A 26273-nucleotide genomic window follows, 5' to 3' on the forward strand; every position below is an offset into this window, starting at 1 on the left:
GTCGCGCCGGCGGCTCAGGCGGCCGGTGGCGCCGCGCACCGGACCGGTGCACGGGCGGTCGTCCGGGGTGTCAGCGGTGTCCGGGATGGGCCGGGAAGTCCGCGGCTGTCAGCGGAGGCGGGCGCGGGCGAGTTGCCGGGACTGGGCGACCAGCCGGTCCGCGCTGTCCCAGACCTCCGCGTCCTCCTCAAGGAAGCCCCCGGCGAGGTTGCGGGTGGTGATCGACACCCGCAACGGGCCGGGCGCCGGACGGCACCGCACGTGCACGGTCAGCTCGACGGTCGGCACCCAGCCGGACAGGCCGATCTCGAAGGCCGTCGGCGGCAGCGCGTCGACCGCGAGGAGCAGCGAGAGCGGGTCCGCGTCGCGGCCGTCGGCGAGTCCGAACCAGGCCCGCATCTCGCCCTTCCCGGAGGGCGCGCCCAGCGCCCAGCCCAGGGTGGCGGGGTCGAGCTTGAGGAACAGCCGGTCGGTGATCGCCGAGCTGCCGGGGATGGGGGCGGGCGCGTCCTGCGGGCCGAAGCACTGGTCCACGGGCGGGATCGCGGGCGGCGTCGCGGTCGTGCGGACGTCGTCCGGCAGGGCGTCGAGATCGCCGTACGAGGCGAGCACACGGATGCGCTCGGTCTCGCGGCCCTCGTCGTCGTACTGGAAGAGGGACGCCTGTCCGGTCGACAGCGTCCGGCCGGTGCGTACGACGTCCGTGCGGATGACCGCGGGGCCCGGCTGGGACGCGGTCAGATAGTGCGCGGAGATCGTGAACGGGTCGGAGTGCGGGAGGGCGTCGGCGAGCGCGCGGCCGAGGACGGCCAGCAGGTAGCCGCCGTTGACGGCGGTGATGATCGTCCACCCGGCGGAGAGGTCCGCGTCGTAGACGCCGGCCTCACGTCGTGTGACGGCGGTGTCCCGGTCGAACTCACTGTCGCCGATCGTGGCCCGTACGGCCTGTACCGAAGCTGCTTCTGGCATACGTGAACGGTACAACAGGTAATTACTAAGCGGTAGCTTTCACTCTTCGCGGAGTAAGAGCACCCCCGCCGTCCCGCCATTCAGGTGAGGATTCGGCATTTTCTTGTCAAGTGTCCGCAATCACCCGTGACCAATCGGTGCGGCATCTCCTCTGAAGGGGCATGAGCCTCACCGGGACACCCTTCCTCATGACCTCGTTCGCGCTGTGCGCCGTCGCCCTCCTGCTGCCGCTGGTCCTGTGGTCGCGCACGCCCGGACCGGCGCCGGTGCGCGGTGCGGCCCGGCTCCTGATGCTGCTCTTCGCCCAGGGAACGGCGATCAGCCTGGTGTTCGTCCTCGTGAACAACGCCAACAACCTGTACGACAACTGGGCGGACCTCCTCGGCACCGGCAACCACGTCCAGCGGGCCGCCGACCTCGGCGTGGACGGCACCGGAGGTATCTCGCTGAAGAGCCTGCCCCGGATGCGGCAGACCTTCCGGCCGGCCGACGGGCCGCGGATGCGCGAGGCCGGAGGGGTGCGCGTCACCGACCTGAGGGGGCGGGTGTCGGGGGTGAACGCGGAGGTCTACGTCTGGCTGCCGCCGCAGTACCGCGAACCCGCCTACCGGCACCGGAAGTTCCCCGTCGTGGAACTGCTGCCGGGCTATCCGGGCTCAGCGAAGGCGTGGTTCGGGTCGCTCCGGGTGCACCAGCAACTGCTCCCGATGATGCTCGACGGACGGGTCGCGCCGTTCATCCTGGTGGCGCCCCGCACCAACCTGCTGGCCCGGGCCGACACGGGCTGCGCGAACATCCCGGGCACGGTGAACGCGGAGAGCTGGCTCAGCATCGACGTACCGAGGATGGTCATGGACAACTTCCGCGCCGAGTCCGCCCCGAGCGGCTGGGCCGCGGCCGGATACTCGGCCGGAGCGCACTGCGCCACCAAGCTGGCCGTCGCCCACCCCGACCGCTACCGGGCGGCGGTGAGCATGTCCGGCTACAACGACCCCAAGGGCGAACGCGGTTCACTCGCCGGACGGAACCCGGAACTGCGCCGGCGGAACAATCCCTATCTGCTGCTGCGCGCCGACCGCGTCCCGCCCCGGATCGCGCTCTACTTCTCCGGCGAGTCCGGTGACGGCTACCAGGCGGGCGCGGCGATCCAGGCGCTCGCGAAGCCGCCGACGAGCGTGGACGTGGTACTGCTGCCGCGCAGCGCGGGCGGCCACGACATGGGACTGTGGCGGCCTCAACTGCCGGAGGTGTTCCGCTGGCTGACCGAGCAGTTCGACAGAGGCACGCCGGGCACTCCGGGTACGGCGGGCACGGTGGCAGGAACGGCGGGCACCGGCGGCACGGCCGGCACCGGCGGCACTCCCGGGACGGGTGGTACGGGCGGTACGGGCAGCCCCGGTGGCGCGGCAGGCGGCGCGGTCGGCGCCGACCGGGTCAGGGAGTCCCTTCCTCCCGCACCGTCGAGCGGCGGTTCCACGCGCGCGGAGCTCGCCAGTGGTACCGCATCGCGAACAGGCGCAGCACGAAGGCCGTGACGATGGCGAGGCCGCTGGTGAACGGGGTGAGCGCGTCGTAGCGGATGCAGAGCACCACCATCGTGGCGCCGACGATCGCCGGGACCGCGTAGAGGTCACGGTCCCAGCGCAGCAGGGAGGGGACCTCGTTGGCGAGGACGTCCCGCAGCACACCGCCGCCCACGGCGGTCGCGAGGCCGAGGGCGGCGGAGGCGGTCAGGCCGAGCCCGTAGTCGTACGCCTTCACGGTGCCGGTGACACAGAACAGGCCCAGCCCGGCCGCGTCGAAGACGTTCACGCCGACCTGGATGCGCTCCACCTGCGGATGCAGGAAGAACACGAGCAGGGCGGCGACGAGCGGTGTGGTGAAGTACCCCAGGTCGGTGAAGGCCGCCGGGGGTACCGCACCGATGATCACATCGCGCAGCAGCCCTCCGCCCAGCGCGGTGATCTCCGCGAGGACGGCGATACCGAAGACGTCGAAGTTCTTGCGGACGGCCAGCAGAGCGCCGGAGATCGCGAAGACGAAGATGCCGATCAGGTCGAGCGTGTGCTGGACGGAGGGGTTGAACAGATGCTGGAACACCCCCACATTCTGCCCTGTCGCGGGGTGTGCGCCTTACAATGGAAGGTCTAGACGGCAGGCTTGCCTGTGGTGAACAGCCAGGTCTGGAAGAGATCGTCGAGCTGCTGCCCGGAGACCTTCTCGGCCAGGGCGATGAAGTCGGCGGTGCTCGCGTTGCCGTACCTGTGCAGCTTCGTCCAGGCGGGGAGCAGTTTGAAGAAGGCGGTGTCGCCGATGCGCTCGCGCAGCATCTGCAGTGTCATCGCACCCCGCTGGTAGACCGCCGAGGCGAACATCGTGTCCCGCTGCGGATCGGCGACCTCGGTCTGCCAGAACGAGGAGTCGGCCGGCCGCTGGTCGTACCCGGCGACGAACGAGTCGTGCGCGGAGCGGATGCCCTTGTGCTCGGCCCACAGCCACTGGGCGTAGGTCGCGAAGCCCTCGTTCAGCCAGACGTCCTTCCAGTGCGCGACCGAGACGGAGTCGCCGAACCACTGGTGGGCCAGTTCGTGCACGATCGTGGTCTCCGAGCGCACGGCCGAGTACGCGGGCTTCGACTGCACCTCCAGCGAGAAGCCCGCCTCGGGCATGTCGTCGACGATCGCGCCGGTCTCCTCGAACGGGTACGGACCGAAGACCTGCGACCAGTAGTCGGTCGCCTCGGCGGTGACGGCGTACACGTCGACGCTGTTGCTGTTGGCGAGCACCGGGTCGATGGCGACGTAGATCGGTGTCCCGGCCGGGGTCTTCCCGGTCCGCACGTCGAACTTCCCGATGGTCGCCGTCGCGAGGTAGGTGGCCATGGGCCGGCTCTCGCGCCAGTGGGTGACCGTCTCGGCGCCCTTGTCGTGGGTCGATATCAGGCGCCCGTTGGAGACCCCCGTCAGGCCCTTGGGCGCCGTGATGCGGATGTCGTAGGTCGCCTTGTCGGACGGGTGGTCGCTGGAGGGGAACCAGGTGGAGGCGGCGTTGGGCTCGCAGGCGACGAAGACGCCGTCGGCGGTCTTCATCCACCCGTAGTCGGAGCCGAAGACGATCGGGCCGTTGAGGGCTTCGGGGATTCCGCCGTACGTGACGGTCACCGTGAACGTCTTGCCCTTGGCCAGCGGGCCGCGCGGGGTGATGTGGATCTCGTCGCCGTCCCGCGTGAAGTGGGCCGCTCTGCCGTTCACTTCGATCCTCGTGACGTCCAGCTTCTGGAGGTCGAGGTCGAAGGCGGAGAGGTTCTGGGTGGCGCGGGCGGTGAGGGTCGTACGACCGTCGAGGCGGTCGGTGTCGGGGTTGTACGCCACGTCCAGGGCGTAGTGGCGGGCGTCGAACCCGCCGTTGCCGAGCTGGGGGAAGTAGGAGTCACCGATGCCGTCGGCGCCCGGGGTGGGGGCGGAGGAGGCGGCGACAAGAAGGAAAGAGGCCGTCGCGGTCGCGAGAGCCCCTAAACGTGCCGAACGGGAGAGTGCCATCAGCGTCCCTTTCGTACGTGTTCCGATCATTTCTGATCAGACGGACACGCAGGACTCTGCACTCTCCCGTTCGAGCATGTTCATGACTTTGCCAAGTCGTCACGGCCTACTCGCCGGTTGACTACTGACGATCGCCTTCCGCGGCCTGGACGTCCGACGCGGAGCCGGCCGCCTCGGCGGGGGCGGCGACCTCGGCCGGAGCCGTACCGGACACCTCGGCGGAGTCCACCGCGGAGACCAACTGCACCGCTTCGCGAGCAGCCGACAGCAGGACGACGTCCTGCGGCGCCTGGTCCGCGGCGTTCTCCGGGTGGTGGCAGGCGACCTGCTGGCCGGGCTTCAGCTCGATGAGCGGCGGCTCGGTCGTCTTGCAGACCTGCGTGGCCTTCCAGCACCGGGTGTGGAAGCGGCAGCCGCTCGGCGGGGCGATCGGCGAGGGCACGTCACCCTTGAGCAGGATGCGCTCGCTCTTGGCGCCCCGGCGCTTGGGGTCCGGCACCGGCACGGCCGACATCAGGGCCTTGGTGTACGGGTGCATCGGCGCCTCGTACAGCGAGGAGCGGTCGGCGAGCTCGACGATCTTGCCGAGGTACATCACCGCGATGCGGTCCGAGACATGGCGCACGACGGAGAGGTCGTGGGCGATGATCACGTACGTCAGACCGAGCTCGGACTGCAGGTCGTCCATCAGGTTCACGACCTGCGCCTGGATCGACACGTCGAGGGCCGAGACCGGCTCGTCCGCCACGACGAGCTTCGGCTTCAGGGCGAGCGCGCGGGCGATGCCGATGCGCTGGCGCTGACCGCCGGAGAACTCGTGCGGGTAGCGGTTGTAGTGCTCGGGGCTCAGACCCACCAGCTCCAGGAGCCGCTGGACCTCCTTCTTCACACCGCCCTGGGGCTCCACGCCCTGGAGCCGGAACGGCGCCGAGACGATCGAGCCGATGGTGTGACGGGGGTTCAGCGACCCGTACGGGTCCTGGAAGATCATCTGGATGTCGCGGCGCAGCGGACGCATCTTCGAGGCGCTGAGCCGGGTGATGTCCTGGCCCTCGAACTCGATGCTGCCGCCGGTCGGGTCCTGGAGACGGGTGATGACCCGGCCCATGGTCGACTTGCCGCAGCCGGACTCGCCGACGACGCCGAGCGTCTCGCCCTTGCGGACCTCGAAGTCGATGCCGTCGACCGCCTTGACCGCGCCGACCTGACGCTGGAGAACGCCCTTCCTGATGGGGAAGTGCTTCTGCAGCCCCTGGACCCGGAGCAGGACCTCACGGTTCTCCGTGGACTTCGCGCGGTGCTCGGGAGCCGCAGCCTGCTGCGGGATCACCGCGCCTCCGCCGTCCGTCTTGTTCGTCTCACTCACAGCTTCGGCGCAATCTCTTCGGTCCAGATCCGCGTGCGGTCCTCCTGCGAGAGGTGGCAGGCCGTGTAGTGGCCGGTGCCGACGAGCTGCAGTTCGGGCCGCACGGTGCGGGTGACATCGCCCTTGGGCAGGTCCGCGTACGGGCAGCGCGGGTGGAAGGCGCAGCCCGAGGGGACGTTGATGAGGCTCGGCGGCTGGCCCTTGACCGGGATGAGCCGGTCGGACGTCTCGCGGTCGATGCGGGGCATCGAGCCGAGCAGACCCCAGGTGTAGGGGTGCTGCGGCTGCTCGAAGACCCGCTCGACGGAGCCGCGCTCGACGCAGCGGCCGCCGTACATCACCAGTACCTCGTCGGCGATCTCGGCCACCACACCCAGGTCGTGGGTGATGAGGACGACGGCGGAGCCGAACTCCTTCTGCAGATCGCGGATGAGGTCGAGGATCTGCGCCTGGACGGTGACGTCGAGGGCGGTCGTCGGCTCGTCGGCGATGAGCAGCTCGGGGTTGTTGACGAGCGCCATGGCGATCATCGCGCGCTGCCGCATACCGCCCGAGAACTCGTGCGGGTAGCTGTCGGCGCGCTTGGCCGGCTCCGGGATACCGACGCGGTCGAGCATCTCGATCGCCCGCTTGCGGGCGGTCTTCTTGTCGACCTTGTGGTGCGTGCGGTACGCCTCCACGATCTGGTTGCCGATCGTGTAGTACGGGTGCATCGCGGACAGCGGGTCCTGGAAGATCATCGCCATCTCGCGGCCGCGGAGCTTGCGCACCTCGTCCGGGTCGGCGCCGACCAGTTCCTTGCCGTCGAGCCAGATCTCGCCCGACATCTGGACGTTCTTGCCGCGCGCGCCGAGCCGGTGCAGGCCCATGACCGCCAGCGAGGTGACGGACTTGCCGGAGCCCGACTCACCCACGATGCAGAGGGTCTTGCCCTTCTCCACCGAGAAGGTGAGCCCGTCGACGGACTTGACCAGACCGTCGTCGGTCGGGAAGTGCACCTTGAGGTCGCGCACTTCGAGGAAGGAGCGCGGAGCGTTCGAGGGCGAGGAGACGGGCTCGCCGACCGCGGCGCCGGTCTTGGACAGTTCGGTCATGAGAGCCTCACCCGCGGGTCGGCGGCCGCGTACAGCATGTCCACCAGAAGATTTGCGATGACGACGAAGAACGCGGCGAGGAGGGTCACGCCGAGAATCTGCGGCAGGTCGTTGTCGGTGATGCCGTCCACCGCGTACTCGCCGACGCCGTGCAGAGAGAACACGCTCTCGGTGATCACGGCACCGCCGAGCAGCAGACCGAGGTCCATGCCGAAGACGGTGATGATCGGGGTGAGAGCGGCGCGCAGTCCGTGCCGGACCACGACCTTGCTCTCGCGCAGGCCCTTGGCGCGGGCCGTGCGGATGAAGTCCTCGTTCATCGTCTCCAGCATGCCCGAGCGGGTGAGCCGCGCGTAGATGGCGGAGTACAGGAGCGCGAGGGAGCACCACGCGGGGAAGAGCGTGTTGGCCCACTGCGCGGGGTTCTCGGTGAACGGGACGTAGGTGCGGCCGAAGATCGGCCAGGTGTAGGTGAAGAGCAGCAGCGCCAGGTTGCCCGTGAAGAACATGGGCAGCGAGACACCGGCGAGCGCGACGCCCATGAAGGTGCGGTCGAAGAACGAGCGCGGCTTGAGCGCGGAGATCACGCCGACGGCCACACCGGACACCAGCCACATCACCGCGGCACCCGCGGCGAGCGAAAGGGTCACCGGGAGGCGGGAGGTGAGCTGCGGCCAGACGGCCTGGTGGGTCTTGAAGGAGTACCCGAAGCACGGCGCGTCGCAGTGCGCCGTGGTGGGACCCAGGTCATAGGTCGCGCCGCTGACGATCCCCTTGATGAAGTGCCAGTACTGGACGTAGACGGGCTGGTCCAGACCGAGGTTGTGCTTGACCGCGATGATGTCGGCCTTCGTCGGGCTCTTCCCGATGTACTGCTGCGCGAGCTGGTCGGCGGTCTGGCCGGCCAGTCTGGGCAGCAGGAAGAAGATGGCGAAGGTGACCGCGGAGACGACCAGGAGCAGGATCGCTGCCGCTGCCGTCCGACGGAGGATGTACGAGATCACGGGGATCGGCGCTGGTGCCCGCGGGCCGCTAAGCCCGCGGGCACCAATGCCTTCACCTGCCTTCCGGGGCTGCTACTTCTTCGTGGTGCCGATGTTGAGGTAGTCGTACTGACCGCTGAAGGCCGCCGTGGAGACCAGGTTGGTCGCGTACTGCGGGCGGGCCAGCAGAACCTTGAAGTAGGTCAGCGGCACGAGGACGGCGTCGTCCATGGTCTTCTTGTCGATCTCGGTGTACAGGGCGTTGCGCGCGGCGTCGTCCTGCGTACCGATGGCCTTCTCAAGAAGGGAGTTGACGTCCTTGTTGTCGTACTGCGACAGGTTGGTGTTACCCGACGCGCCGATCGCGGAGCCGTTCAGGATCTGCTGCAGGAAGCCGTAGCCGGAGGGCCAGTCGGCACCCCACTGCATCATGATCAGGCCGATGTTCTGCTTCTCGGTGAACTTCGGGACACCCGCGTAGTCGGTGAAGTACTTGCCCGACGGGTACTGCTTCAGGGTGGCGTTGATGCCAGCCTTCTTCAGCGAGGCGATGATCGCGGTGGCCGCGTCGATCTCCTGCGGGCGGTCGCTGCGCGCGGTGATGTTGGTGCTGATGGTCGACTTGCCACAGGCCTTGAGCTGGTCCTTGGCCTTGGCCGCGTCACCCTTGCTGCCGGCGGACGCGTAGACGTCCGACTTGGCGTAGCCCGGGATGTCCGGCGGGAGGACCGTGGAGGCGATGTCGCCGCGGATCGGGCCGCCCTCGGCGGTCTGCACCGAGACCTTGTCGATCGCGAACTGCACGGCCTTGCGGCACGCGACGTTGTCGAACGGCTTCACCTTGGTGTTGATCGCCATGTAGACCAGACGGCCACCGTAGGTGTTGTCCGTGTTGGCCTTCTTGGCGGCGTCGGTGAGCACCTGCGCCTGGGTCGCGGCCTGGACACCGCCACCACCGAGGTCGATCGCGTCGCCCGCGAGGACGTCCTTGTCGATCGTCTCGGCGTTGACCTTCAGGTTGACGACGATCTTGTCCGGGTACTGCTTGCGCAGCGGGTCGGTCTTCGCGTCCCAGTTCTCGTTGCGCACGAGGACGGCCTGCTTGCCGTCGGAGTAGCTCTGGAACTTGTACGAGCCCGAGGACACGATGTTCTTGACGTAGTCGACGCCGTTGTCCTTGGCCTGCGGGACCGGCGCCGTCTGCGGCGAGGCGACCAGGTAGTCGAACTCCTGGAAGGCGGTCTTCAGGTGGAACACGACGGTCGAGTCGTCGGGGGTCGCGATCGAGTCGAGGCCCTTGCCGCTCTTGTCCTTGTAGGGACCCTTGTACTTGTCGCCGCCCACGAGGAACTGCTGGAAGTAGTTCGGACCGAGGGAGAGCACGTCACGCGCGAAGTTGGAGCGCTCGACCGCGTACTTGACGTCCTTGGACGTGATCGCGGTGCCGTCCTGGTACTTCAGACCCGTACGCAGCTTGTACGTCCAGGTCTTGCCGCCGTCGCTCGGGACACCCTTGCCGGCCGCGAGGTCCGGGACGAGGGTGTTGCCCTTCTGGCCGGCGCCGGGCGCGAACGTCATCAGCGGGCGGGCGTACAACCGGCTGAGGTTGTACATGTACGCGTAGTACGTGTTGCCCGGGTCGAAGGAGTCCGGGACATCGGAGTACTCGTACGTAACCGTGCCCCCCTTCTTCGCGGAGACGTTGACGAAGTCCTGTGTAGCTGCGTTGGCCCCAGCTGATTTGGCGGTGCCGTCGTTCTTGTTGTCATCGGCCTTGCTGCAGCCTGCAACGAGCAGACTCGCGGAGCCGATGGCCGCTATAGCGGCCAGCGCTGACCTTCGCATGATGGGCGGGTTCCCCTCCATTGTCGGAAACTTGATGTTCTCTCGGTATGCGGCAGGCATCAGCGGCTGCGCGGGTCGAGAGCGTCGCGGAGACCGTCGCCGAGCAGGTTGAAGGCGAGGACGGTCACGAAGATGGCGAGGCCGGGCACGATCATGAACTGCGGGTCGACCTGGTAGTAGGTGACCGCTTCCCTGAGCATGCCGCCCCAGGATGCCTGCGGGGGCTGGATGCCGACCCCGAGGAAGCTCAGGGACGCCTCGAAGAGGATGTTGGTCGGGATGAGCAGCGTCGAGTAGACGATGATCGGGCCGACCAGGTTGGGCAGCAGCTCCCGGAAGACGATGTACGGGCCCCTGGCGCCCATGCCCCGGGAGGCGTCCACGAATTCCCGCTCACGCAGGGCGAGCGTCTGGCCTCGGACGATCCGGCCCAGGTAGGGCCAGTTGAAGAAGCCGATCACGAAGATCAGGACGCTCAGGTGGAGCGGGAGCCCTTCGAGGCCGAACGCGCCGCCCTGCAGGGTGGCGGAGATGGCGATCGCGAAGAGCAGGAGGGGGAAAGCGAGGAAGGTGTCCATCAGGCGGCTGATGATCGAGTCGACCCGCCCGCCGTAGAAGCCCGCGACGACGCCCAGGATCGCGCCGATCACGTTCGACAGGATGGTGGCTCCGAAGGCGACCACCAGCGACACCCAGGAGCCCTCCAGGACCCGGGTGGCCAGGTCACGCCCGAACTTCGGGTCGACACCGAGCGGGTGATCCGCGCTCATGCCACCCGAACCGCCCTTGGGGAGCGAGGTGTTGGCGTCGATCAGGTCCTGGTGGAAGGCGTTCGGGTCCAGCCCCAGCATCGACTGGATGGGCCGGGCGAGGATAGCCATCAGGATGAGCAGCACGACGATGGCGCCGCCGGCGACCGCCACCTTGTCGCGCTTGAAGCGCGTCCAGGCGATCTGTCCCAGGGAACGGCCCTCGATCTGCCCCTTGCCGACTCCGGCAAGCACAGCCTCTGGCTGCGCTTCCGTTGCCGCCGCGGTGGTCTCGATCGGTGCGGTCACAGTGACCCGACCCCTCTCGCCGGTGGTGACCGGCCTACGCCTGCCGCTGTCTGCGGCTTGGTTCACTTGCTCGCCGGGATGTTGACCGCAGATGGTGCGGTCCGGTGACCCGGCTGATGATTCGATGTTTCGACTTGCACTCGCTCACAGGATCGATGACCCCGTGTCTGATGGGCGAGTCTTCAGTGCCGCCACGATCAGGTGCCAGGCCCCATGGAGAAACTATGCGCAACCGTGATGCTTGTTGGGGGATTCCGTTATCCGAACAGTGGGTAACGGCAGTCGGACGTCTGATATTTGACCGCGAAAGGTCCATCAGCGCCCTTTAGGTCGGAAGTTGCACCAAATTAGGACAACTGGTGCATACGTCCGCTTCCCCGCAGGTCAGCAGCACGACACGCACGACACCGGAGGCTCGTGCGCAGCTTCATGATGCCAGCCGAACTCGCACTGACTTACGACAGGTCCGCGATTCGGGACGCTCTCAGTAGCCGCCGCGGGCCGGCGGATAGCCGTAGCCGCCCGCCATCGGAGCCTGCGCGGGGGCCGCGTGCGCCTCACGGTCGTAGAACGGCCGGGCATGGGCGCGCAGCCACATCGCCACGGGGTCGAACTCGTCCGACATCGCGACGGTCGAGACGGGCAGGCCGTCCGGGACCGCGCCGATGGACTGCTGCATCATCGCCCGCACCGAGTCCACGGCGGGCGGCGAAGTGTCGTACACATCAAGGCCGATGGCGAGATACGGCGACCCGAGCGCGGGCTGGACCCAGGCGCGGCGCAACGAGCGCACGGCCGGGGTCAGATGCGCGTTCTGCGTCAACAGGGCGTAGAACTGCGGGATTTCGATGCCGGGCTCGGAGAGCCGGAGCGGACCGGCGGGCTGCCGTTCCAGGCCGGTGGCGATCCGGCGCAGATCCAGCCAGGGGATTCCGAGGCCGCCGCCGGGGGCGTGCGGGTTGAGCCAGAGGCCGAACTGGTCGGGGTACAGGGTGCGGGCGACGTCCAGCCCGTCCACGACCTCGTACGAGCGGTTCCAGCCGCTGGCCGAGAGTTCCTGGGCCGAGGTCACGCAGGGCGCGTACCCGAAGCCTTCCACCTGCATGTTTCCGTACTGGGCGTCCGGTGAGCCGGCCTGGCCGTGCCAGAGCAGCATCCAGACCTGGCCGGACGACGGGGTCGCGAGCGCGCGAAGGAGCGCCTCGTAGGCGTCATAACGCCCGGGTGTGACCTGGCGCAGCATGTGCTCGACCTGCCCGGCCGCGGCCGTGCCCGACGCGCTCACCCTCAACCGCCCCTTCGCGAACAATTCACGACGACTCATCCCTTGTGCCCGAGGCCCCGGCCGCGAACATGCGTCAACACCTCGACCAGGCCATGAAACCAGCTTATGCGGCGATCGCGCTCCGCCGGGGGAAGCAGTCGAGAGCCGGGGCCCACCGCGCGAGGTCGTCCGAAAGGCCGTGCGGGGCCGGGCGCACGGCCTTTCGGACGCTCTCGGGGCGGGCGCCGTTCAGTGACCGTGCTGGTAGAAGGGGCGCACCTGGGCCCGCATCCAGTCGGCGACCGGGTCCTGCGTCACGTCGAGGAGGACCAGGTTCACCGGAATGTTCATCGGGACGCGGCCGAGGGCGCGGCCCAGGGCGTCCAGCGGCAGGGTGCGGGCCTCGCCCTCCCACAGCGAGAGTTCGACGCCGATGAACATGACCGGATCGTCGCCCTCGATGCTGGCCAGGCAGCGGCGGGCGCTCAGCACCACGCCGGTCCCGGCGAACTCGGCCGAGGCCGCGGCCAGGAAGTCCATCGGGTCGTCCTGCCAGTCGGGCTCGAAGAGCCGCACCCGGCCACCGCTGGCCGAGCCGTCCAGCGGGGTCCGGCCGGACCGGCACAGCTCGGCGACGGCGGGCGGCGGCAGCGGTACGCCGACCACGCCGTCCGGGTTGACCAGGATGCCGACCTGCGGCGGAAGTCCTCGGGCGAACTCGACGGCAGGCGCGATCGTGTACGACATGTGGCCACCGGTGACCTGCCGGAACTGCTCCTCGGAGCTGAACACGGGGACGTACACCTGCCCCCCGACGTCGATCGTGGGCAGATCGAGCGGGCCGCTCTGCGGGCCGCCGCCGTTGGGCAGCGGCACCCAGAGGAAACTGCGGCCGAGCACCTCGACGATACGAGCGCCCCCCGAAGGCCCCGAGGGCATGCCGAAGGAGGCGGACAACACCTCCTCCAGCTCGTTGCCGGGCCAACCGCCGTGCGGATGGGGGTGCGCCTGTGCAGGAAAGTCCATCTGTCTACCGCCCGCTTCGAACCACTGTTCCGGCTGGAAAGATTAATGCGCCACCGTGACCGGTCAGTGGCCGAAGTCGATCCTGCCCAGCACGTCCGCCGCGTCCCGGTCGATGAGCACCGCCGAACCGCACCCCGCGGGCAGGTCGCCCCGCTCGACGGAACGCAGCAGCCGGGCGGCCGCGCCGCGATGGCGGGCGAAGGCGTAGCGCGAGACGCCGCGGCCGCGCTCGCGCTGGCCGTCCAGCGCGGTGCCCGGCGGGACGTCGAGCAGCAGCAGGTGCAGCGCGCCGCCCCGGCGCCGGGCCTCGCGGGCGAGCCAGCGGCGCACCCAGGCCTGCGTGCCGCAGTCGTGCACGACGAGTGGGCCGCCCCCGCGCAGCGCGCGGCGCAGCCCGGCGTAGTGCGCGAGGCGGACGAGCGGGCGGTAGACCACGTACGGCAGCAGGCGGGCCGCCCGGCCCTCCCAGCGGTCGCGGGTGTCCTGCGAGTCGACCCGCGTGCCCCGCACGGCCCGCCGCATCAGCGTCGACTTGCCGCTGCCGGGCAGCCCGGTGACCACGACGAGGTCGCGCGCCCCGAAGCGCAGACCGTGCGGGCTGCGTCCGGCCCGGTCGCGGAGGTCCCGGACGACGGCCGCCGGAAGCGGGCCGCGCACCTCCCGGGCCGGTGCGCCGGGCTGCTCGGGCAGCGCGAGACCCGAGGCCGTCGCGTACGCCGTGGTCCTGTTCACCGTGACCGTCCTCCCCTTGGGTGTGGAGTCCCATCCCCGTCGACTGTAAAGAGAAGGTAATGCCCGGCGCCTCCCCTTTTCATGCGCGGACTGCCACAGCCCGGTTACAGATGCCGGGCTGCCGGGATCGGACGGCGCGTGCGATGATGGCCGCGCCAACTGCATACCGGCCGCTTGAATCCGCGCGGGAGAGTCCTGGGTACGTGTACCCGGGCGCCGAAGGAGCAAGTCCCTCCCTTGAATCTCTCAGGCCCCGTTACCGCGCGGGCGAGGCACATCTGAAAAGCGGGCCGCTCACCGGTGGCTCCACCCAAGGTGCAAGTCAGGACCACCATTTCGTGGGGTCTTGATGAACCTCTCAGGTTCCGATGACAGATGGGGAGGAACGACCTCGCCGTCATGCCTTGGGAGCCAGACCGATGAGCAGCACCGCACCCCGTCACACCGCGCTCGATGCCCTGCATCGCTCACTCGGCGCGACGATGACCGACTTCGCAGGCTGGGACATGCCCCTGCGCTACGGCTCCGAGCGCGACGAGCACCTCGCCGTCCGCACGAAGGCCGGCCTCTTCGACCTCTCCCACATGGGCGAGATCACCGTCACCGGCCCCCAGGCCGCGGCGCTCCTGAACCACGCGCTGGTCGGCAACATCGCCACCGTCGGCGTCGGCCGCGCCCGCTACACCATGATCTGCCAGGAGGACGGCGGCATCCTGGACGACCTGATCGTCTACCGGCTCGCCGACGACGAGTACATGGTGGTCGCGAACGCCTCCAACGCCCAGGTGGTGCTGGACGCGCTGACCGGGCGCGCAACCGGTTTCGACGCCGTGGTGCGCGACGACCGTGACGCGTACGCGCTGATCGCCGTGCAGGGACCCGAGTCCCCCGGCATCCTCAAGTCGGTCACCGACGCGGACCTGGACGGCCTGAAGTACTACGCGGGCCTGCCGGGCACGGTGGCCGGGGTTCCGGCCCTGATCGCCCGCACCGGCTACACCGGCGAGGACGGCTTCGAGCTGTTCGTCGCTCCCGCCGACGCCGAGAAGGTGTGGCAGGCGCTGACCGACGCGGGCACCCCGGCCGGGCTGGTCCCCTGCGGTCTGTCGTGCCGCGACACGCTGCGCCTGGAGGCCGGCATGCCGCTGTACGGGCACGAGCTGACCACCGCGCTGACCCCCTTCGACGCCGGTCTCGGCCGGGTCGTGAAGTTCGAGAAGGAGGGGGACTTTGTGGGGCGCCAGGCCCTGACCGAAGCCGCCGAGCGCGCCGCTTCCGAGCCGCCGCGCGTCCTCGTCGGCCTGATCGCCGAGGGCCGTCGCGTGCCGCGCGCCGGGTTCCCGGTCGTCTCCGACGGCCAGGTGATCGGCGAGGTCACCTCCGGCGCCCCGTCCCCGACCCTGGGCAAGCCGATCGCCATGGCGTACGTCGACGCCGCGCACGCCGCGCCGGGCACCGCCGGTGTCGGTGTGGACATCCGGGGCAGCCACGAGCCGTACGAGGTCGTGGCGCTGCCGTTCTACAAGCGCCAGAAGTGACACCGGTCCGGCCGGGCCGGACATGACACGGCGGTCCGCCGGGCGCCTGCGCCGACGTGCGGCCCCGTCGGACGTCGCACGTGATGCCGGGCACATCCGCCCGGATCACCCATGCTTCCCTCCATCAGCACTCCCACGCGTACAGGAGAATTCAGGCCATGAGCAACCCCCAGCAGCTGCGCTACAGCAAGGAGCACGAGTGGCTGTCCGTCGCCGAGGACGGCGTCGCGACGGTCGGCATCACCGAGTTCGCGGCCAACGCGCTCGGCGATGTCGTCTACGCCCAGCTCCCGGAGGTCGGTGACACGGTGACCGCGGGCGAGTCCTGCGGCGAGCTGGAGTCGACCAAGTCGGTCAGCGACCTGTACTCCCCGGTCGGCGGCGAGGTCGTCGAGGCCAACCAGGACGTCGTGGACGACCCGTCGCTCGTGAACTCCGCTCCCTTCGAGGGCGGTTGGCTGTTCAAGGTGCGCGTCGCGGACCAGCCCGAGGACCTGATGTCCGCCGACGAGTACACCGCATCCACCGCCGGCTGAGGAGTCACCGCATGTCGCTTCTGAACACCCCCCTTCACGAGCTGGACCCGGACGTCGCGGCCGCCGTCGACGCCGAACTGCACCGCCAGCAGTCCACCCTGGAGATGATCGCCTCGGAGAACTTCGCTCCGGTCGCGGTCATGGAGGCCCAGGGCTCGGTCCTGACCAACAAGTACGCCGAGGGCTACCCCGGCCGCCGCTACTACGGCGGCTGCGAGCACGTCGACGTGGTCGAGCAGATCGCCATCGACCGTGTGAAGGCGCTCTTCGGCGCCGAGCACGCGAACGTGCAGCCGCACTCGGGCGCCCAGGCCAACGCGGCCGCGATGTTCGCGCTGCTCAAGCCCGGCGACACGATCATGGGTCTGAACCTCGCGCACGGCGGGCACCTCACCCACGGCATGAAGATCAACTTCTCCGGCAAGCTCTACAACGTGGTCCCGTACCACGTGAGCGACGAGACCGGCCAGGTCGACATGGCCGAGGTCGAGCGCCTCGCCAAGGAATCCCGGCCGAAGCTGATCGTGGCCGGCTGGTCGGCCTACCCGCGGCAGCTCGACTTCGCCGAGTTCCGCCGCATCGCCGACGAGGTCGGCGCGTACCTCATGGTCGACATGGCGCACTTCGCCGGCCTGGTGGCCGCGGGTCTGCACCCGAACCCGGTGCCGCACGCCCACGTCGTCACGACGACCACCCACAAGACCCTCGGCGGCCCGCGCGGCGGCGTGATCCTCTCGACGGCCGAGCTGGCCAAGAAGATCAACTCCGCGGTCTTCCCCGGTCAGCAGGGCGGTCCGCTGGAGCACGTGATCGCCGCCAAGGCCGTCTCCTTCAAGGTCGCCGCCACCGACGACTTCAAGGAGCGCCAGCAGCGCACGCTGGACGGCGCGCGCATCCTGGCCGAGCGTCTGGTCCAGGACGACGTGAAGGCCGTCGGCGTGGACGTCCTGTCCGGGGGCACGGACGTGCACCTGGTCCTGGTCGACCTGCGTAACTCCGAGCTGGACGGGCAGCAGGCCGAGGACCGACTCCACGAGGTCGGCATCACGGTCAACCGCAACGCCATCCCGAACGACCCCCGCCCGCCGATGGTCACCTCGGGCCTGCGCATCGGCACGCCCGCCCTCGCCACCCGCGGCTTCACGGCCGAGGACTTCACCGAGGTCGCGGACATCATCGCCGAGGCGCTGAAGCCGTCCTACGACGCGGACGGCCTGAAGGTCCGCGTGTCCGCTCTGGCCGACAAGCACCCGTTGTACCCCGGCCTGAAGTAGTTCCGTAGGCTTTCCGTCATACGTTGTATTCACCCGTACGGTTCATTTCGTACGGATATCCGGGGCACCGCGCACACTGGAAGCAGAGCGCGGTGCCCCGTTCCATGCGGTCCCGCACCACCTCCGCCGGACAACGGCGTCCGGCGAAACCACCAAGGAGTTCCCGTGGCCATCTCGGTCTTCGACCTGTTCTCGATCGGCATCGGCCCGTCCAGCTCCCACACGGTGGGCCCGATGCGCGCCGCGCGCATGTTCGCGCGGCGGCTGCGCAACGAAGAGCTGCTCGCCCCCGTCACCGCGATACGCGCCGAGCTCTACGGCTCCCTGGGCGCGACCGGCCACGGCCACGGCACCCCCAAGGCGGTGCTGCTCGGTCTGGAGGGCGCCTCGCCCCGGACGGTGGACGTCGAGGGCGCCGACGAGCGGGTCGAGCAGATCAAGACCTCGGGCCGGCTCAACCTGCTCGGCGAGCACGAGATCGGCTTCTCCTTCGACGACGACCTGGTCCTGCACCGCCGCAAGGCCCTGCCGTACCACGCGAACGGCATGACGATCTTCGCGTACGACGCCTCGGGCGAGCTCGTCCTGGAGAAGACGTACTACTCGGTCGGCGGCGGATTCGTGGTCGACGAGGACGCGGTCGGCGAGGACCGCATCAAGCTCGACGACACGATCCTGAAGTACCCGTTCCGCACGGGCGACGAACTGCTGCGGCTCACGAAGGAGACCGGGCTGTCGATCTCCGCCCTGATGCTGGAGAACGAGCGGGCCTGGCGCACCGAGGAGGAGATCCGCGAGGGACTCCTCGCCATCTGGCGCGTGATGCAGGCGTGCGTCTCGCGCGGCATGGCCCGCGAGGGCATCCTGCCGGGCGGCCTCAGGGTCCGCCGCCGCGCCGCGCACTCGGCCCGCCAGTTGCGCGCCGAGGGCGATCCGCTGGCCCACGCGATGGAGTGGATCACCCTCTACGCGATGGCGGTCAACGAGGAGAACGCGGCGGGCGGCCGGGTGGTCACCGCCCCCACCAACGGCGCGGCGGGCATCATCCCGGCGGTGCTGCACTACTACATCAACTTCGTGCCCGGCGCCGACGACGAGGGCGTCGTACGGTTCCTGCTCGCCGCCGGGGCGATCGGCATGCTGTTCAAGGAGAACGCCTCCATCTCGGGCGCCGAGGTGGGCTGCCAGGGCGAGGTCGGCTCGGCCTGCTCGATGGCGGCCGGCGCGCTCGCCGAGGTGCTCGGGGGCAGCCCCGAACAGGTCGAGAACGCCGCCGAGATCGGCATGGAGCACAACCTCGGCCTGACCTGCGACCCGGTCGGCGGTCTGGTCCAGATCCCCTGCATCGAGCGCAACGGCATGGCCGCGGTGAAGGCCGTCACGGCGGCCCGCATGGCCATGCGCGGCGACGGCTCCCACCTGGTCTCCCTCGACAAGGTCATCAAGACCATGAAGGAGACCGGCGCCGACATGAGCGTCAAGTACAAGGAGACGGCCCGGGGCGGGCTTGCGGTGAACATCATCGAGTGCTGAGGTAACAGACCCTGACCAGCGCGTTCATGTATTTCTGCGACAGGGAACGGACTGCCCCTCACACAAGCATGGCCCGCACGGCGTACTGCGGGATCCGCTTGTCCCGCGTCACCAGGGTCATCCCTTCGATCTGCGCCTGGGCGACCAGTATCCGGTCGAAGGGGTCCCGGTGATGCGCCGGAAGTCGGCCTGCCCGCACCCCGTGCCCCAGCGGTGACGGGCAGGCCGGAGGGCCCCGCGTCCGCTCCGTCGGCCGGGATGCGCGACGGGGACCTGCCCGGCCGCACGGCGCGGCTCGACGCACTCACGCCGAGACCGTGACGGCTCGGGCGGGCCGGTGCGAGCGGAGGGATGCGGGTGCCCCGGTCACGCGTGCGAGCGTGGAGGGGCCGAAGTGGGGGAACTCCAAAGGCAGTTGTCCCCACCGACTGTCCCCCACGGACAGGCACTCGTCCCCACGGTCAGCGGGCGTCGGCCCGCGCGACCGGTCCCCCCATGCACGGAGGCTCCACCTATGCTGCGAGGCATCGACGTCAGCGCCTACCAGTCGTCCGCGTACAGCACCGCCGGCCTCTCCTTCGTCTTCGTCAAGGCGACGGAAGGCCGCTCGTACGTCAATCCGAAGCTCACCGCGCAGACGAAGACCGCCCGCGACGCGGACTGTGTCGTGGGCTTCTACCACTTCCTGTGGCCGGGCAACATCACCGCCCAGGCCGCGTACTTCGTGAGCAAGGCCCCCGAGAAGGCGGGCGATCTGCTCGCCGTCGACTGGGAGACCACCGGCGACGGCACCCACGCGAGCAACGCGGAGAAGGACCGCTTCATCCGCAAGGTGAAGGAACTCCGCCCGGACAACCGCGTGGTGCTCTACACCGGCCGGGACTTCTGGCTGAACGTCGACACCACCTCGTACACGGGCGACGGCCTCTGGATCGCCGACTACGTGACCGCCGGCGAACCCCGTATCAAGGCGAAGTGGCGCTTCCACCAGTACACCGCCGAGCCGGTGGACAGGGATGTCGCGGACTTCACGAGCAAGGCCGCGCTGCGCACGTGGGCGGGCAGCGCCTGACCCTCGGCATGGGCGGTCCGCCGGCCGCCCGTGACCGGGCCCGGAGCACGCGGTCCGCCGGGCTCCCGTGGCCGGGGCGCGGTGATCCGCGGGACTTTCCCGCACCCGGAAACACGCAGTCGCCCTCCCCCGGCTCAAACGAGCGGTGGGCCGTCGGTGGCCGGGACCGGAGTACGGTGGCGATACCGAGCGCATTTCGCACGCCGCCATCCATCGCGGCGTCGCCCTCGGGGAACGGCAAGGCCGGAGCACATCGCGTCCGGCCGGAAATGAGCCGCCCCACATGAGTCCGATGAGCCTCGGAGTACTCGCCTCCTCCCGCAAGGAGAACGAGTTCCGCCTGCCGCTGCACCCCAGCCACCTCGAACGCATCGCCCCTGACCTGCGCCGGAGGATCTTCCTCGAACAGGGCTACGGCCTGCGGTTCGGCGTCGCGGACGACGCGCTGCGCCCGCTCGTCGCCGGCCTGCGCTCCCGTGAGCAGCTCGTCGCCGAGTGCGACGTCATCCTGCTGCCCAAGCCCACGCACGACGACGTCGCCGAGCTGCGCGACGGCCAGGTGCTGTGGGGATGGCCGCACTGCGTGCAGGACGAGAAGATGACCCAGCTCGCCATCGACCGGCGGCTGACGCTGATCGCGTGGGAGGCCATGAACCACTGGACCTCCACGGGCGCCTTCAGCGTGCATGTGTTCCACAAGAACAACGAGCTCGCGGGCTACTGCTCGGTGCTGCACGCCCTGCAGCTCGGCGGGCTGACCGGCAGCTACGGGCGCCGCATGCGCGCGGTGGTCATCAGCTTCGGCGCCACGGCCCGCGGAGCCGTCACGGGCCTGGGCGCCATGGGGGTCTCCGACGTCACGGTGCTCACCCAGCGCGCCGCCGCGGCGGTCGCCTCGCCGATGCCCTCGGTCGTGATGGGCCACTTCGAGGAGCGGGCGGACGACCCGACACGCCTGCAGGCCGCCACCCCGGCCGGGCCGGTGCCGCTCGCGGAGTACCTGGCCGGGTTCGACATCATCGTCAACTGTGTCCTGCAGGACACCGACGCGCCGCTCACCTTCGTCACCGAAGAGGAACTGGCCCTGTTCCGGCCGGGGACCTTCTTCGTCGATGTCGCCTGCGACGAGGGCATGGGCTTCGACTGGGCCCGTCCGACCACCTTCGGCGATCCCATGCCCACCGTGGGAGCGGGCTGCCACTACTACGCGGTCGATCACAGCCCGTCCCACCTGTGGAACTCCGCCACCTGGGAAATCAGCGAGGCGCTGCTGCCCTATCTGCGCAAGGTCATGAGCGGCCCGGCGGCATGGGACGACGACGTCACGCTCAGGAAGGCCATCGAGATCCGCGACGGCGTCGTCCAGAACCCGAAGATCCTCTCCTTCCAGCACCGGTCGGCCGACTACCCGCACACTCCGATGATCCCGGCGGCCGCGCTGAGCCCAGCGGTCCGATGATCGTGCGGAGCGGGTGGGCCGGCTACCCGCGGAAGTCCGCCGGACGCTCCGGAGACGCCTCCGCCAGTGCCTTCGTCACCGCGTCGACGCCTTCCTGGAGGCCGTAGACGGGCGTGCCGGGCTGCTGGCGCCAGGAGTCGTCCAGGCCGCCGGCGTCGACGGTGTCGAAGCCGATCTCGTCGATCAGGTCGCGCACGCGCCGCTTCGCCGCCCCGTCGTCGCCTGCCACCGGGAGGGCCATGCGGTCGGGGGCGCCGGCCGGGCGCGCGCGGTCCAGGATGTCCTGCGCGAAGGTGCCGTTGAAGGCCTTCACGACCGGGTGGCCGAGCTGCCGGGCCGTCCAGCGGCTCTCGGTGAGGCCGTCGTCCTCGATCCCGGCGATCCGGCCGTCGCGCTGCTGGGGGTAGTAGTTGCCGGTGTCGATCACGGCGACGCCCTCGGCGGCTCCGTCCAGGATGCCGTCCGGCAGGTTCGGCACCGCCTTGAGCGGAATCGTGACGATCACCACGTCGGCGTCCTGTGCCGCCCGCTCGACCGTGACGGGGGTCGCCCCGGTCTCCTCGGCGAGCGCGCCGAGCGTGTGGGGACCGCGTGAGTTGGCGACGGACACCTCGTGTCCGACGGCGGTGAGCCGCCGGGTGAGGTTGCCGCCGATGTTGCCCGCGCCGATGATGCCGATTTTCATGAGAGTCAGACCCTTCCGGATTTGGTGCTCCTGATGGGCATGACCAACTCCGGAGGCGGATGCCCTATTCCGGGCGTACGGCGTCCGGGTGAGCCGAAGGGGCGCCCGCCGGTCTTCCGGCGGGCGCCCCTTCGGAGAGCGTCACTTGCTCAGGTGGGTCCAGAACTCGTCGAACGAGAGGACCTTGTCGCCGTTGAGGTCGCGGGTGGCGATGACGGCCTCCGCCACCGACTCGGTGACGTTCCAGTCGCCGCCCTGGGCGAGAGCGGTCTTGAACTCGGCCGCGGTGATGAACCCGTCGCCGTCCGTATCGATCCGCTCGAACTGCTTGCGTGCTTCCTCGATGTCGGCCACCGATCCGCCCCTTCGTCGTGCATCACTGCATGCGTTACTGCCTTGTGTACGGAGGTCAGATTAACGGTCCGCGAGAGCGCGCGGTGCGGCGACCACCCAGGTGACGCCGTCACGGCGCGCAGACGGCGGTTCCCTGCCGCGGACCGGTGCGCTCGACTCCCGGGAGCGGGCCCTCTCCGCGGGCACCGCGGATCGGATACACGCCCGGACGGCGCCCCGGACGGTGCAGCCGAGCGGTCCGCGAAGCACCGCGTCCGCCTCCGGCGACCCGAGTCCGGCCCCCCGCTCCGGCGCCTCGCCCACCGACCGCACCCGTCGCACCCGTCGCACCCGCCGGCTCATGAACCGCACGCGCGTGCCCGGCCCGGCCCCGGAGTCCTCCGTGAAGTCGTCCATGGTGCACCCGCGTTCGGCGGCCGAGAGCCGCTCCGGCCTCTTCCAGTGCCGTCTCCGGCGCGGTCGACCCGCGTCGCGCCACGGTCGACAGCACCGCCCGGGTCACCTTCAGCGACCTGATCTGCTCGTCCAGCGCGGCCACATGGGCGGCCGCCACCTCCGCCACCGTCGTCTCGCCCGCCAGCACCCCGCGCACCTCCCCGAGACCGAGACCGAGTTCGCGCAGGGTCCGGATGAGCTCCAGGCGGGCCACGGACCCCGCGTCGTACAGGCGGTAGCCGCCCGCGGACCGGGCGACCGGGGGCAGCACGCCCTCGTCCGACCAGAAGCGGATGGTCCGGACGGTGAGGCCGGTGCTGCGGGTCAGTTCGCCGATGGTGAAAAGGCCGGTGCCGTCGTCGATCATGTCTGCGAGTGTGGGCCTTCCAGTGGGTGGAGACTCAAGCGTCGGGGGGACAATCATGCCCGGTACTCTGCGCGGCATTCTCGACGCGGCGGCCCGCGGGGTCCTGCCGGCTCCGGACGGCGCCACCACGGTCGTACGCCAGCACTCGCCCCGCGACGCCGGGGTCCTCGCCTTCACCGCGCACTCCGTCGTCTTCACCGACGAGGACGAGGCGTGGGTGCGCGAGGCGCTGGGGGCCGTCGACTGCGACCCGCTCGCCGCGACCCTCAATCCCCGGTTCCTGACCGCCTTCATGGAGCGGACGGGGCGGTCGAACGACACGATCGACCTGCTGTCCGTCGCCGCCCCGCTCCCCGGTCCCGCGGCCCTCGCGCTCACGAAGACCGACGGCCTCGCCCACCCCCGGGCCGCAGGGTCCCTCAGGCGGCGCGACGACGTGCGGGTGTGGGCCGCGGACGGCGGTGTCCTCGTCCTCGGGCGCGGGATCGGAGGGCGCCTGGAGATCGCGGTCGAGGTGGACGAGGACGTACGGCACCGGGGGCTGGGCCGGGCGCTCGCCACGGCGGCGCGGCACCTCGCGGGGGAGCCGGTCTGGGCGCAGGTGGCGACGGGGAACGCCCGCAGTCTGCGGGCGTTCCAGGCGGCCGGTTACCGTCCCGTCGGCGCGGAGGCGCTGCTCAGCGTCCGCTGAACGGGTCGACAGGTGGACAGGTCGAGAGGTCAACGGGCGTGGGGCTAGCGGAAGATGCCGGTGTGGCCGAGCGAGTACCGGCCGGGCTGGGGGTAGACGGCGAGGCCGTGCGGACCGCTGCCGACCTTGATGCGGGCGAGCTGGACGCCGGTGCGGGTGTCGATGGCGTACACCTCGGAGTTGTAGCGGCCGGAGAGCCACAGGACCTTGCCGTCCGCCGACACCCCGCCCATGTCGGGGCTGCCGCCGTCGGGCAGGCGCCACTTCTTGGTGAGCCGGTCCTGGGTGAAGTCGAAGATGGAGATGGTGCCTTCACCCCGGTTGGAGATGTACATCTCGCGCGAGTCCCGGCTCACGTACAGGCCGTGCGCGCCCTTGCCGGTGTGCAGCAGCCTGGGCTCGGTGAACTTGTCGCCGTCCAGGACCCACACGCCGTCGGCCATCATGTCGGCGATGTAGAACTTCTTGCCGTCCGGGGAGATCTTCACGTCCTGGGGCATCGCCCCGTGGAACGGGAGTTTCTGCTGGCCGATCACCTTCATCCGCTCGGTGTCGACCTTCAGGAGTTCGCCGCTGAACTCGCAGGACACGATGAAGTAGCGGCCGTCCGGGGAGAAGTCCGCGTGGTTGACGCCGTAGCAGCTCACGGGCACCGTCTTGACGGTCTTCATGGTGTGCGCGTCACGGAAGACCAGTTCACGGTCGAGTGAGGCCATCACGATCGCGTACTTGCCGTTGGGCGTGAAGTACAGGTTGTACGGGTCGTGCACGTCGACCGGCTTGCCCGCCTTGCCGGTCTTCGGGTCGATGGGGGTGAGGGTGTTGCCCCGGTCGTTGTTGACCCACAGGGTCTTCAGGTCCCAGGAGGGGACGACGTGCTGGGGCTGGACGCCGACCGGGATCGTGTCGATGACCTCGTACGTCTTCGGGTCGATGACCGAGACCGTGTTGGAGTTGGTGTTGGGCACGTAGACGCGGGACGGGAAGTCCTTGACGACCGGGGAGAACCGGTTCGCGCGGTCGGCGGCGTAGACGTCCGTCGGGTCCAGCAGGGGCGGCATGCCGGGCAGCCCCTGGACCGTGCGCACCTTCGGCTGGGCGGGCATGACGGCGGCCTTGGTGCCGAGGGCCTCGTCGGAGTGGCCCCTGGACGGGCCGCCGCAGCCCGCGAGGGCCGCGAGCGCGGTCAGGGCGGTGCCGACGATCAGGACACGGTGCAGGGGGGAGGGTGGCGTCAGCATCAGCTCAGCAGCTCCGTGGTGGTGACCGCGCGCAGGCCGCGCCGGTCGAGTTCGTGCAGGAGGGCGGGGAGGGCGGCGACCGTGTCGGCGTATCCGAAGTGCATGCTCACGACGGAGCCGGGGCGGACTTCGGCGAGGACCTTGCGGGTGACCGCGGCGGCTCCCGGCGAGGTGTAGTCGAGGGAGTCGACGTCGTAGGAGAGCGTGTGCGGGTAGCCCGCGTCGCGGGCGAGGCGTTGGACCAGGGGGGAGGCCCGCGGGCTCCGGGAGGGCCGGAACCAGGTGCCGATCGAGCCGGTGAGCCGCTTGAGGCGGTCCGCGCAGCCCCGGATCTCCGCGGCCGCCTCCGTCGGTGACATGGCGTTGATGTCGAGGTGGCGCAGGGTGTGATTGCCGAGGTCGTGGCCGCCGTCGAGGATGCGGCGGGCGAGGCCGGGGTGCTCGTCGAGCCAGCTTCCGACGGCCAGGACGGTGACGTGGGCGCCGGCCTTCTCCGCCTCGCCGAGAAGCGATTCGGCGACGGCGGGGTCGCCCTGGCCGTGGAAGGTGAGGGCCACCCTGGACGGCTGGGTGCGCGGGCCGTGGGTGATCTCGGAGGGCTGGGCGGGATAGCGGCGGGGGGCGGTGGCGGGTACGGGGGCTCCGTGGGTCGCCGTGGCGGGGGGTGCGCTGGGTGCGGCCGGGGGTGTCGTGAGGGCGTGGGGGTGGGTGGCTCGCGTGCTGGAACAGCCTGCGGTGACTCCGGCGGCGAGGGTTCCTGCGGTGAGCGCGAGTCCCGTGAGCAGGGCCGCGCGCCGGGGCGGGGTGGCGGCTGCGTGGTCTTCGGCGGGCGTGGTCACCGGACCATTTAAGGGTGAATCGGCCGAAAAACCGGCGATTGGTCTGGCCGGGTGGTGGTGCGGGTCGCTCTGCGGCTTCTGGATACGGGGGTGGCAGGCCCGCGAAACGGAGCGGGATCCCCTGCTTTTGGATCAGTCGGCGGGGTCTGCGATAGTCGGCGATGCGACCTCCACCCATTGACCCGGGCCACGGTTGTCGCCGGCGGCGCGGTTCACACCCCATTCCGTTCCGCGACGCCCCTCAAGCCCCGGCTGCCACGCGGCCGGGGCTTCTGCGTACCGGGTTTCCGCGTGCCGGGCTTCCGCGGACAGGACCTCCGCGGACAGGACCTGGGTGAACCCGGGCTCACGCGAACGGGGTCCACGCCTCGGG

The 26273-nt window shown here is 70.0% G+C and carries 23 protein-coding genes, 2 pseudogenes and 2 riboswitches; of the genes and pseudogenes, 8 read left to right on the forward strand and 17 right to left on the reverse strand.

Going from position 1 to position 26273, the window contains the following annotated elements; translation table 11 throughout:
• Positions 1-108 precede the first annotated feature (108 nt).
• Positions 109-969 carry a thioesterase family protein gene (locus OHT01_RS12910; protein WP_328553283.1) on the reverse strand — a complete coding sequence of 287 codons (861 nt, stop codon included), beginning with the start codon at positions 967-969 and terminating at the stop codon, positions 109-111.
• 161 nt (positions 970-1130) lie between these two features.
• Between OHT01_RS12910 and OHT01_RS12915 the strand changes: the two genes are divergently transcribed.
• A complete protein-coding gene (locus OHT01_RS12915; RefSeq protein ID WP_328553284.1) occupies positions 1131-2504 on the forward strand; it encodes an alpha/beta hydrolase in 1374 nt (457 codons plus the stop codon).
• Here OHT01_RS12915 and OHT01_RS12920 read toward each other — a convergent pair.
• From OHT01_RS12920 to OHT01_RS12965, 10 genes are all read right to left on the reverse strand, one after another.
• Positions 2404-3069 (reverse strand): trimeric intracellular cation channel family protein, encoded by a 666-nt coding sequence (locus tag OHT01_RS12920; RefSeq protein ID WP_328553285.1) that lies wholly within the window; start codon positions 3067-3069, stop codon positions 2404-2406. The genes OHT01_RS12915 and OHT01_RS12920 overlap by 101 nt on opposite strands.
• A 47-nt stretch (positions 3070-3116) precedes the next feature.
• Entirely contained in the window at positions 3117-4508 is a 1392-nt protein-coding gene (locus OHT01_RS12925) for a M1 family metallopeptidase (protein ID WP_328553286.1), read from the reverse strand.
• 121 nt (positions 4509-4629) lie between these two features.
• A complete protein-coding gene (locus tag OHT01_RS12930; RefSeq protein ID WP_328553287.1) occupies positions 4630-5874 on the reverse strand; it encodes an ABC transporter ATP-binding protein in 1245 nt (414 codons plus the stop codon).
• On the reverse strand, positions 5871-6968 hold the full coding sequence (locus OHT01_RS12935; protein WP_328553288.1) for an ABC transporter ATP-binding protein: 1098 nt from the start codon (positions 6966-6968) through the stop codon (positions 5871-5873). Before OHT01_RS12935 ends, OHT01_RS12930 begins: the two co-directional genes overlap by 4 nt.
• Entirely contained in the window at positions 6965-7972 is a 1008-nt protein-coding gene (locus OHT01_RS12940; protein WP_328553289.1) for an ABC transporter permease, read from the reverse strand. The genes OHT01_RS12935 and OHT01_RS12940 overlap by 4 nt, the downstream gene beginning before the upstream one ends.
• A gap of 72 nt (positions 7973-8044) precedes the next feature.
• Positions 8045-9796, reverse strand: coding sequence for an ABC transporter substrate-binding protein (locus tag OHT01_RS12945; protein WP_328553290.1), 1752 nt, complete (start codon positions 9794-9796; stop codon positions 8045-8047).
• 59 nt (positions 9797-9855) lie between these two features.
• Positions 9856-10854 (reverse strand): ABC transporter permease, encoded by a 999-nt coding sequence (locus OHT01_RS12950; protein ID WP_328553291.1) that lies wholly within the window; start codon positions 10852-10854, stop codon positions 9856-9858.
• 484 nt (positions 10855-11338) lie between these two features.
• Entirely contained in the window at positions 11339-12139 is an 801-nt protein-coding gene (locus OHT01_RS12955; protein WP_328553292.1) for an enhanced serine sensitivity protein SseB C-terminal domain-containing protein, read from the reverse strand.
• A 228-nt stretch (positions 12140-12367) separates the two neighbouring features.
• Positions 12368-13144, reverse strand: coding sequence for an enhanced serine sensitivity protein SseB (locus OHT01_RS12960; RefSeq protein ID WP_328553293.1), 777 nt, complete (start codon positions 13142-13144; stop codon positions 12368-12370).
• Between the two features lie 63 nt (positions 13145-13207).
• Positions 13208-13876 carry an AAA family ATPase gene (locus OHT01_RS12965; protein WP_328553294.1) on the reverse strand — a complete coding sequence of 223 codons (669 nt, stop codon included), beginning with the start codon at positions 13874-13876 and terminating at the stop codon, positions 13208-13210.
• 175 nt (positions 13877-14051) lie between these two features.
• A riboswitch (glycine riboswitch) is annotated at positions 14052-14148 on the forward strand.
• A riboswitch (glycine riboswitch) is annotated at positions 14149-14261 on the forward strand.
• A 34-nt stretch (positions 14262-14295) separates the two neighbouring features.
• On the opposite strand from OHT01_RS12965, the gene gcvT reads away from it, so the two are divergent.
• From gcvT to OHT01_RS12985, 4 genes are all read left to right on the forward strand, one after another.
• Positions 14296-15414, forward strand: coding sequence for a glycine cleavage system aminomethyltransferase GcvT (gene gcvT / locus OHT01_RS12970; RefSeq protein ID WP_328553295.1), 1119 nt, complete (start codon positions 14296-14298; stop codon positions 15412-15414).
• 158 nt (positions 15415-15572) lie between these two features.
• On the forward strand, positions 15573-15950 hold the full coding sequence (gene gcvH, locus OHT01_RS12975) for a glycine cleavage system protein GcvH (protein ID WP_328553296.1): 378 nt from the start codon (positions 15573-15575) through the stop codon (positions 15948-15950).
• 11 nt (positions 15951-15961) lie between these two features.
• Complete coding sequence (glyA, locus tag OHT01_RS12980) at positions 15962-17224, forward strand: serine hydroxymethyltransferase (protein ID WP_328553297.1); 1263 nt, start codon at positions 15962-15964, stop codon at positions 17222-17224.
• A 165-nt stretch (positions 17225-17389) separates the two neighbouring features.
• Complete coding sequence (locus OHT01_RS12985) at positions 17390-18757, forward strand: L-serine ammonia-lyase (RefSeq protein WP_328553298.1); 1368 nt, start codon at positions 17390-17392, stop codon at positions 18755-18757.
• 58 nt (positions 18758-18815) lie between these two features.
• Here OHT01_RS12985 and OHT01_RS12990 read toward each other — a convergent pair whose 3' ends face one another.
• Positions 18816-18956, reverse strand: coding sequence for a type II toxin-antitoxin system VapC family toxin (locus OHT01_RS12990; protein ID WP_443043388.1), 141 nt, complete (start codon positions 18954-18956; stop codon positions 18816-18818).
• 315 nt (positions 18957-19271) lie between these two features.
• On the opposite strand from OHT01_RS12990, the gene OHT01_RS12995 reads away from it, so the two are divergent.
• Both OHT01_RS12995 and OHT01_RS13000 read left to right on the forward strand, forming a co-directional pair.
• A complete protein-coding gene (locus OHT01_RS12995; protein ID WP_328553299.1) occupies positions 19272-19829 on the forward strand; it encodes a glycoside hydrolase family 25 protein in 558 nt (185 codons plus the stop codon).
• 283 nt (positions 19830-20112) lie between these two features.
• Positions 20113-21288, forward strand: a complete 1176-nt coding sequence (locus tag OHT01_RS13000) for a N(5)-(carboxyethyl)ornithine synthase (RefSeq protein WP_328553300.1) — start codon at positions 20113-20115, stop codon at positions 21286-21288.
• Positions 21289-21310: 22 nt separating this feature from the next.
• Here the strand turns inward: OHT01_RS13000 and OHT01_RS13005 are convergent.
• The 3 genes and pseudogenes from OHT01_RS13005 to OHT01_RS13015 form a co-directional block, all read right to left on the reverse strand.
• Positions 21311-22018 (reverse strand): annotated as a pseudogene (locus OHT01_RS13005) (NADPH-dependent F420 reductase); the annotation flags it as partial.
• Positions 22019-22114: 96 nt separating this feature from the next.
• On the reverse strand, positions 22115-22327 hold the full coding sequence (locus tag OHT01_RS13010) for an EF-hand domain-containing protein (RefSeq protein WP_328553301.1): 213 nt from the start codon (positions 22325-22327) through the stop codon (positions 22115-22117).
• Positions 22328-22387: 60 nt separating this feature from the next.
• Positions 22388-23129: pseudogene (locus tag OHT01_RS13015) on the reverse strand (MerR family transcriptional regulator).
• A 55-nt stretch (positions 23130-23184) separates the two neighbouring features.
• On the opposite strand from OHT01_RS13015, the gene OHT01_RS13020 reads away from it, so the two are divergent.
• Positions 23185-23820, forward strand: coding sequence for a GNAT family N-acetyltransferase (locus OHT01_RS13020; protein WP_328553302.1), 636 nt, complete (start codon positions 23185-23187; stop codon positions 23818-23820).
• A gap of 44 nt (positions 23821-23864) precedes the next feature.
• Here the strand turns inward: OHT01_RS13020 and OHT01_RS13025 are convergent, their stop codons facing one another.
• Together OHT01_RS13025 and OHT01_RS13030 are read right to left on the reverse strand one after the other, a co-directional pair.
• Positions 23865-25061 (reverse strand): YVTN family beta-propeller repeat protein, encoded by a 1197-nt coding sequence (locus OHT01_RS13025; protein ID WP_328553303.1) that lies wholly within the window; start codon positions 25059-25061, stop codon positions 23865-23867.
• A complete protein-coding gene (locus OHT01_RS13030) occupies positions 25061-25900 on the reverse strand; it encodes a polysaccharide deacetylase family protein (protein ID WP_443043389.1) in 840 nt (279 codons plus the stop codon). Before OHT01_RS13030 ends, OHT01_RS13025 begins: the two co-directional genes overlap by 1 nt.
• Positions 25901-26273: the final 373 nt, after the last annotated feature.

The sequence above is a fragment of the Streptomyces sp. NBC_00358 genome (assembly GCF_036099295.1).
Lineage (GTDB): Bacteria > Actinomycetota > Actinomycetes > Streptomycetales > Streptomycetaceae > Streptomyces.

What these genes read in the sequence shown, in the direction of transcription:
- gcvT (WP_328553295.1), top strand. Translation starts at nt 14,296, where the DNA reads ATGAGCAGCACCGCACCCCGTCACACCGCGCTCGATGCCCTGCATCGC.
- OHT01_RS12945 (WP_328553290.1), bottom strand. Translation starts at nt 9,796, where the DNA reads ATGCGAAGGTCAGCGCTGGCCGCTATAGCGGCCATCGGCTCCGCGAGT.
- OHT01_RS12960 (WP_328553293.1), bottom strand. Translation starts at nt 13,144, where the DNA reads ATGGACTTTCCTGCACAGGCGCACCCCCATCCGCACGGCGGTTGGCCC.
- OHT01_RS13000 (WP_328553300.1), top strand. Translation starts at nt 20,113, where the DNA reads ATGAGTCCGATGAGCCTCGGAGTACTCGCCTCCTCCCGCAAGGAGAAC.
- OHT01_RS12995 (WP_328553299.1), top strand. Translation starts at nt 19,272, where the DNA reads ATGCTGCGAGGCATCGACGTCAGCGCCTACCAGTCGTCCGCGTACAGC.
- OHT01_RS13020 (WP_328553302.1), top strand. Translation starts at nt 23,185, where the DNA reads ATGCCCGGTACTCTGCGCGGCATTCTCGACGCGGCGGCCCGCGGGGTC.
- OHT01_RS12910 (WP_328553283.1), bottom strand. Translation starts at nt 969, where the DNA reads ATGCCAGAAGCAGCTTCGGTACAGGCCGTACGGGCCACGATCGGCGAC.
- OHT01_RS12915 (WP_328553284.1), top strand. Translation starts at nt 1,131, where the DNA reads ATGAGCCTCACCGGGACACCCTTCCTCATGACCTCGTTCGCGCTGTGC.
- OHT01_RS13025 (WP_328553303.1), bottom strand. Translation starts at nt 25,061, where the DNA reads ATGCTGACGCCACCCTCCCCCCTGCACCGTGTCCTGATCGTCGGCACC.
- gcvH (WP_328553296.1), top strand. Translation starts at nt 15,573, where the DNA reads ATGAGCAACCCCCAGCAGCTGCGCTACAGCAAGGAGCACGAGTGGCTG.
- OHT01_RS12935 (WP_328553288.1), bottom strand. Translation starts at nt 6,968, where the DNA reads ATGACCGAACTGTCCAAGACCGGCGCCGCGGTCGGCGAGCCCGTCTCC.
- glyA (WP_328553297.1), top strand. Translation starts at nt 15,962, where the DNA reads ATGTCGCTTCTGAACACCCCCCTTCACGAGCTGGACCCGGACGTCGCG.
- OHT01_RS12925 (WP_328553286.1), bottom strand. Translation starts at nt 4,508, where the DNA reads ATGGCACTCTCCCGTTCGGCACGTTTAGGGGCTCTCGCGACCGCGACG.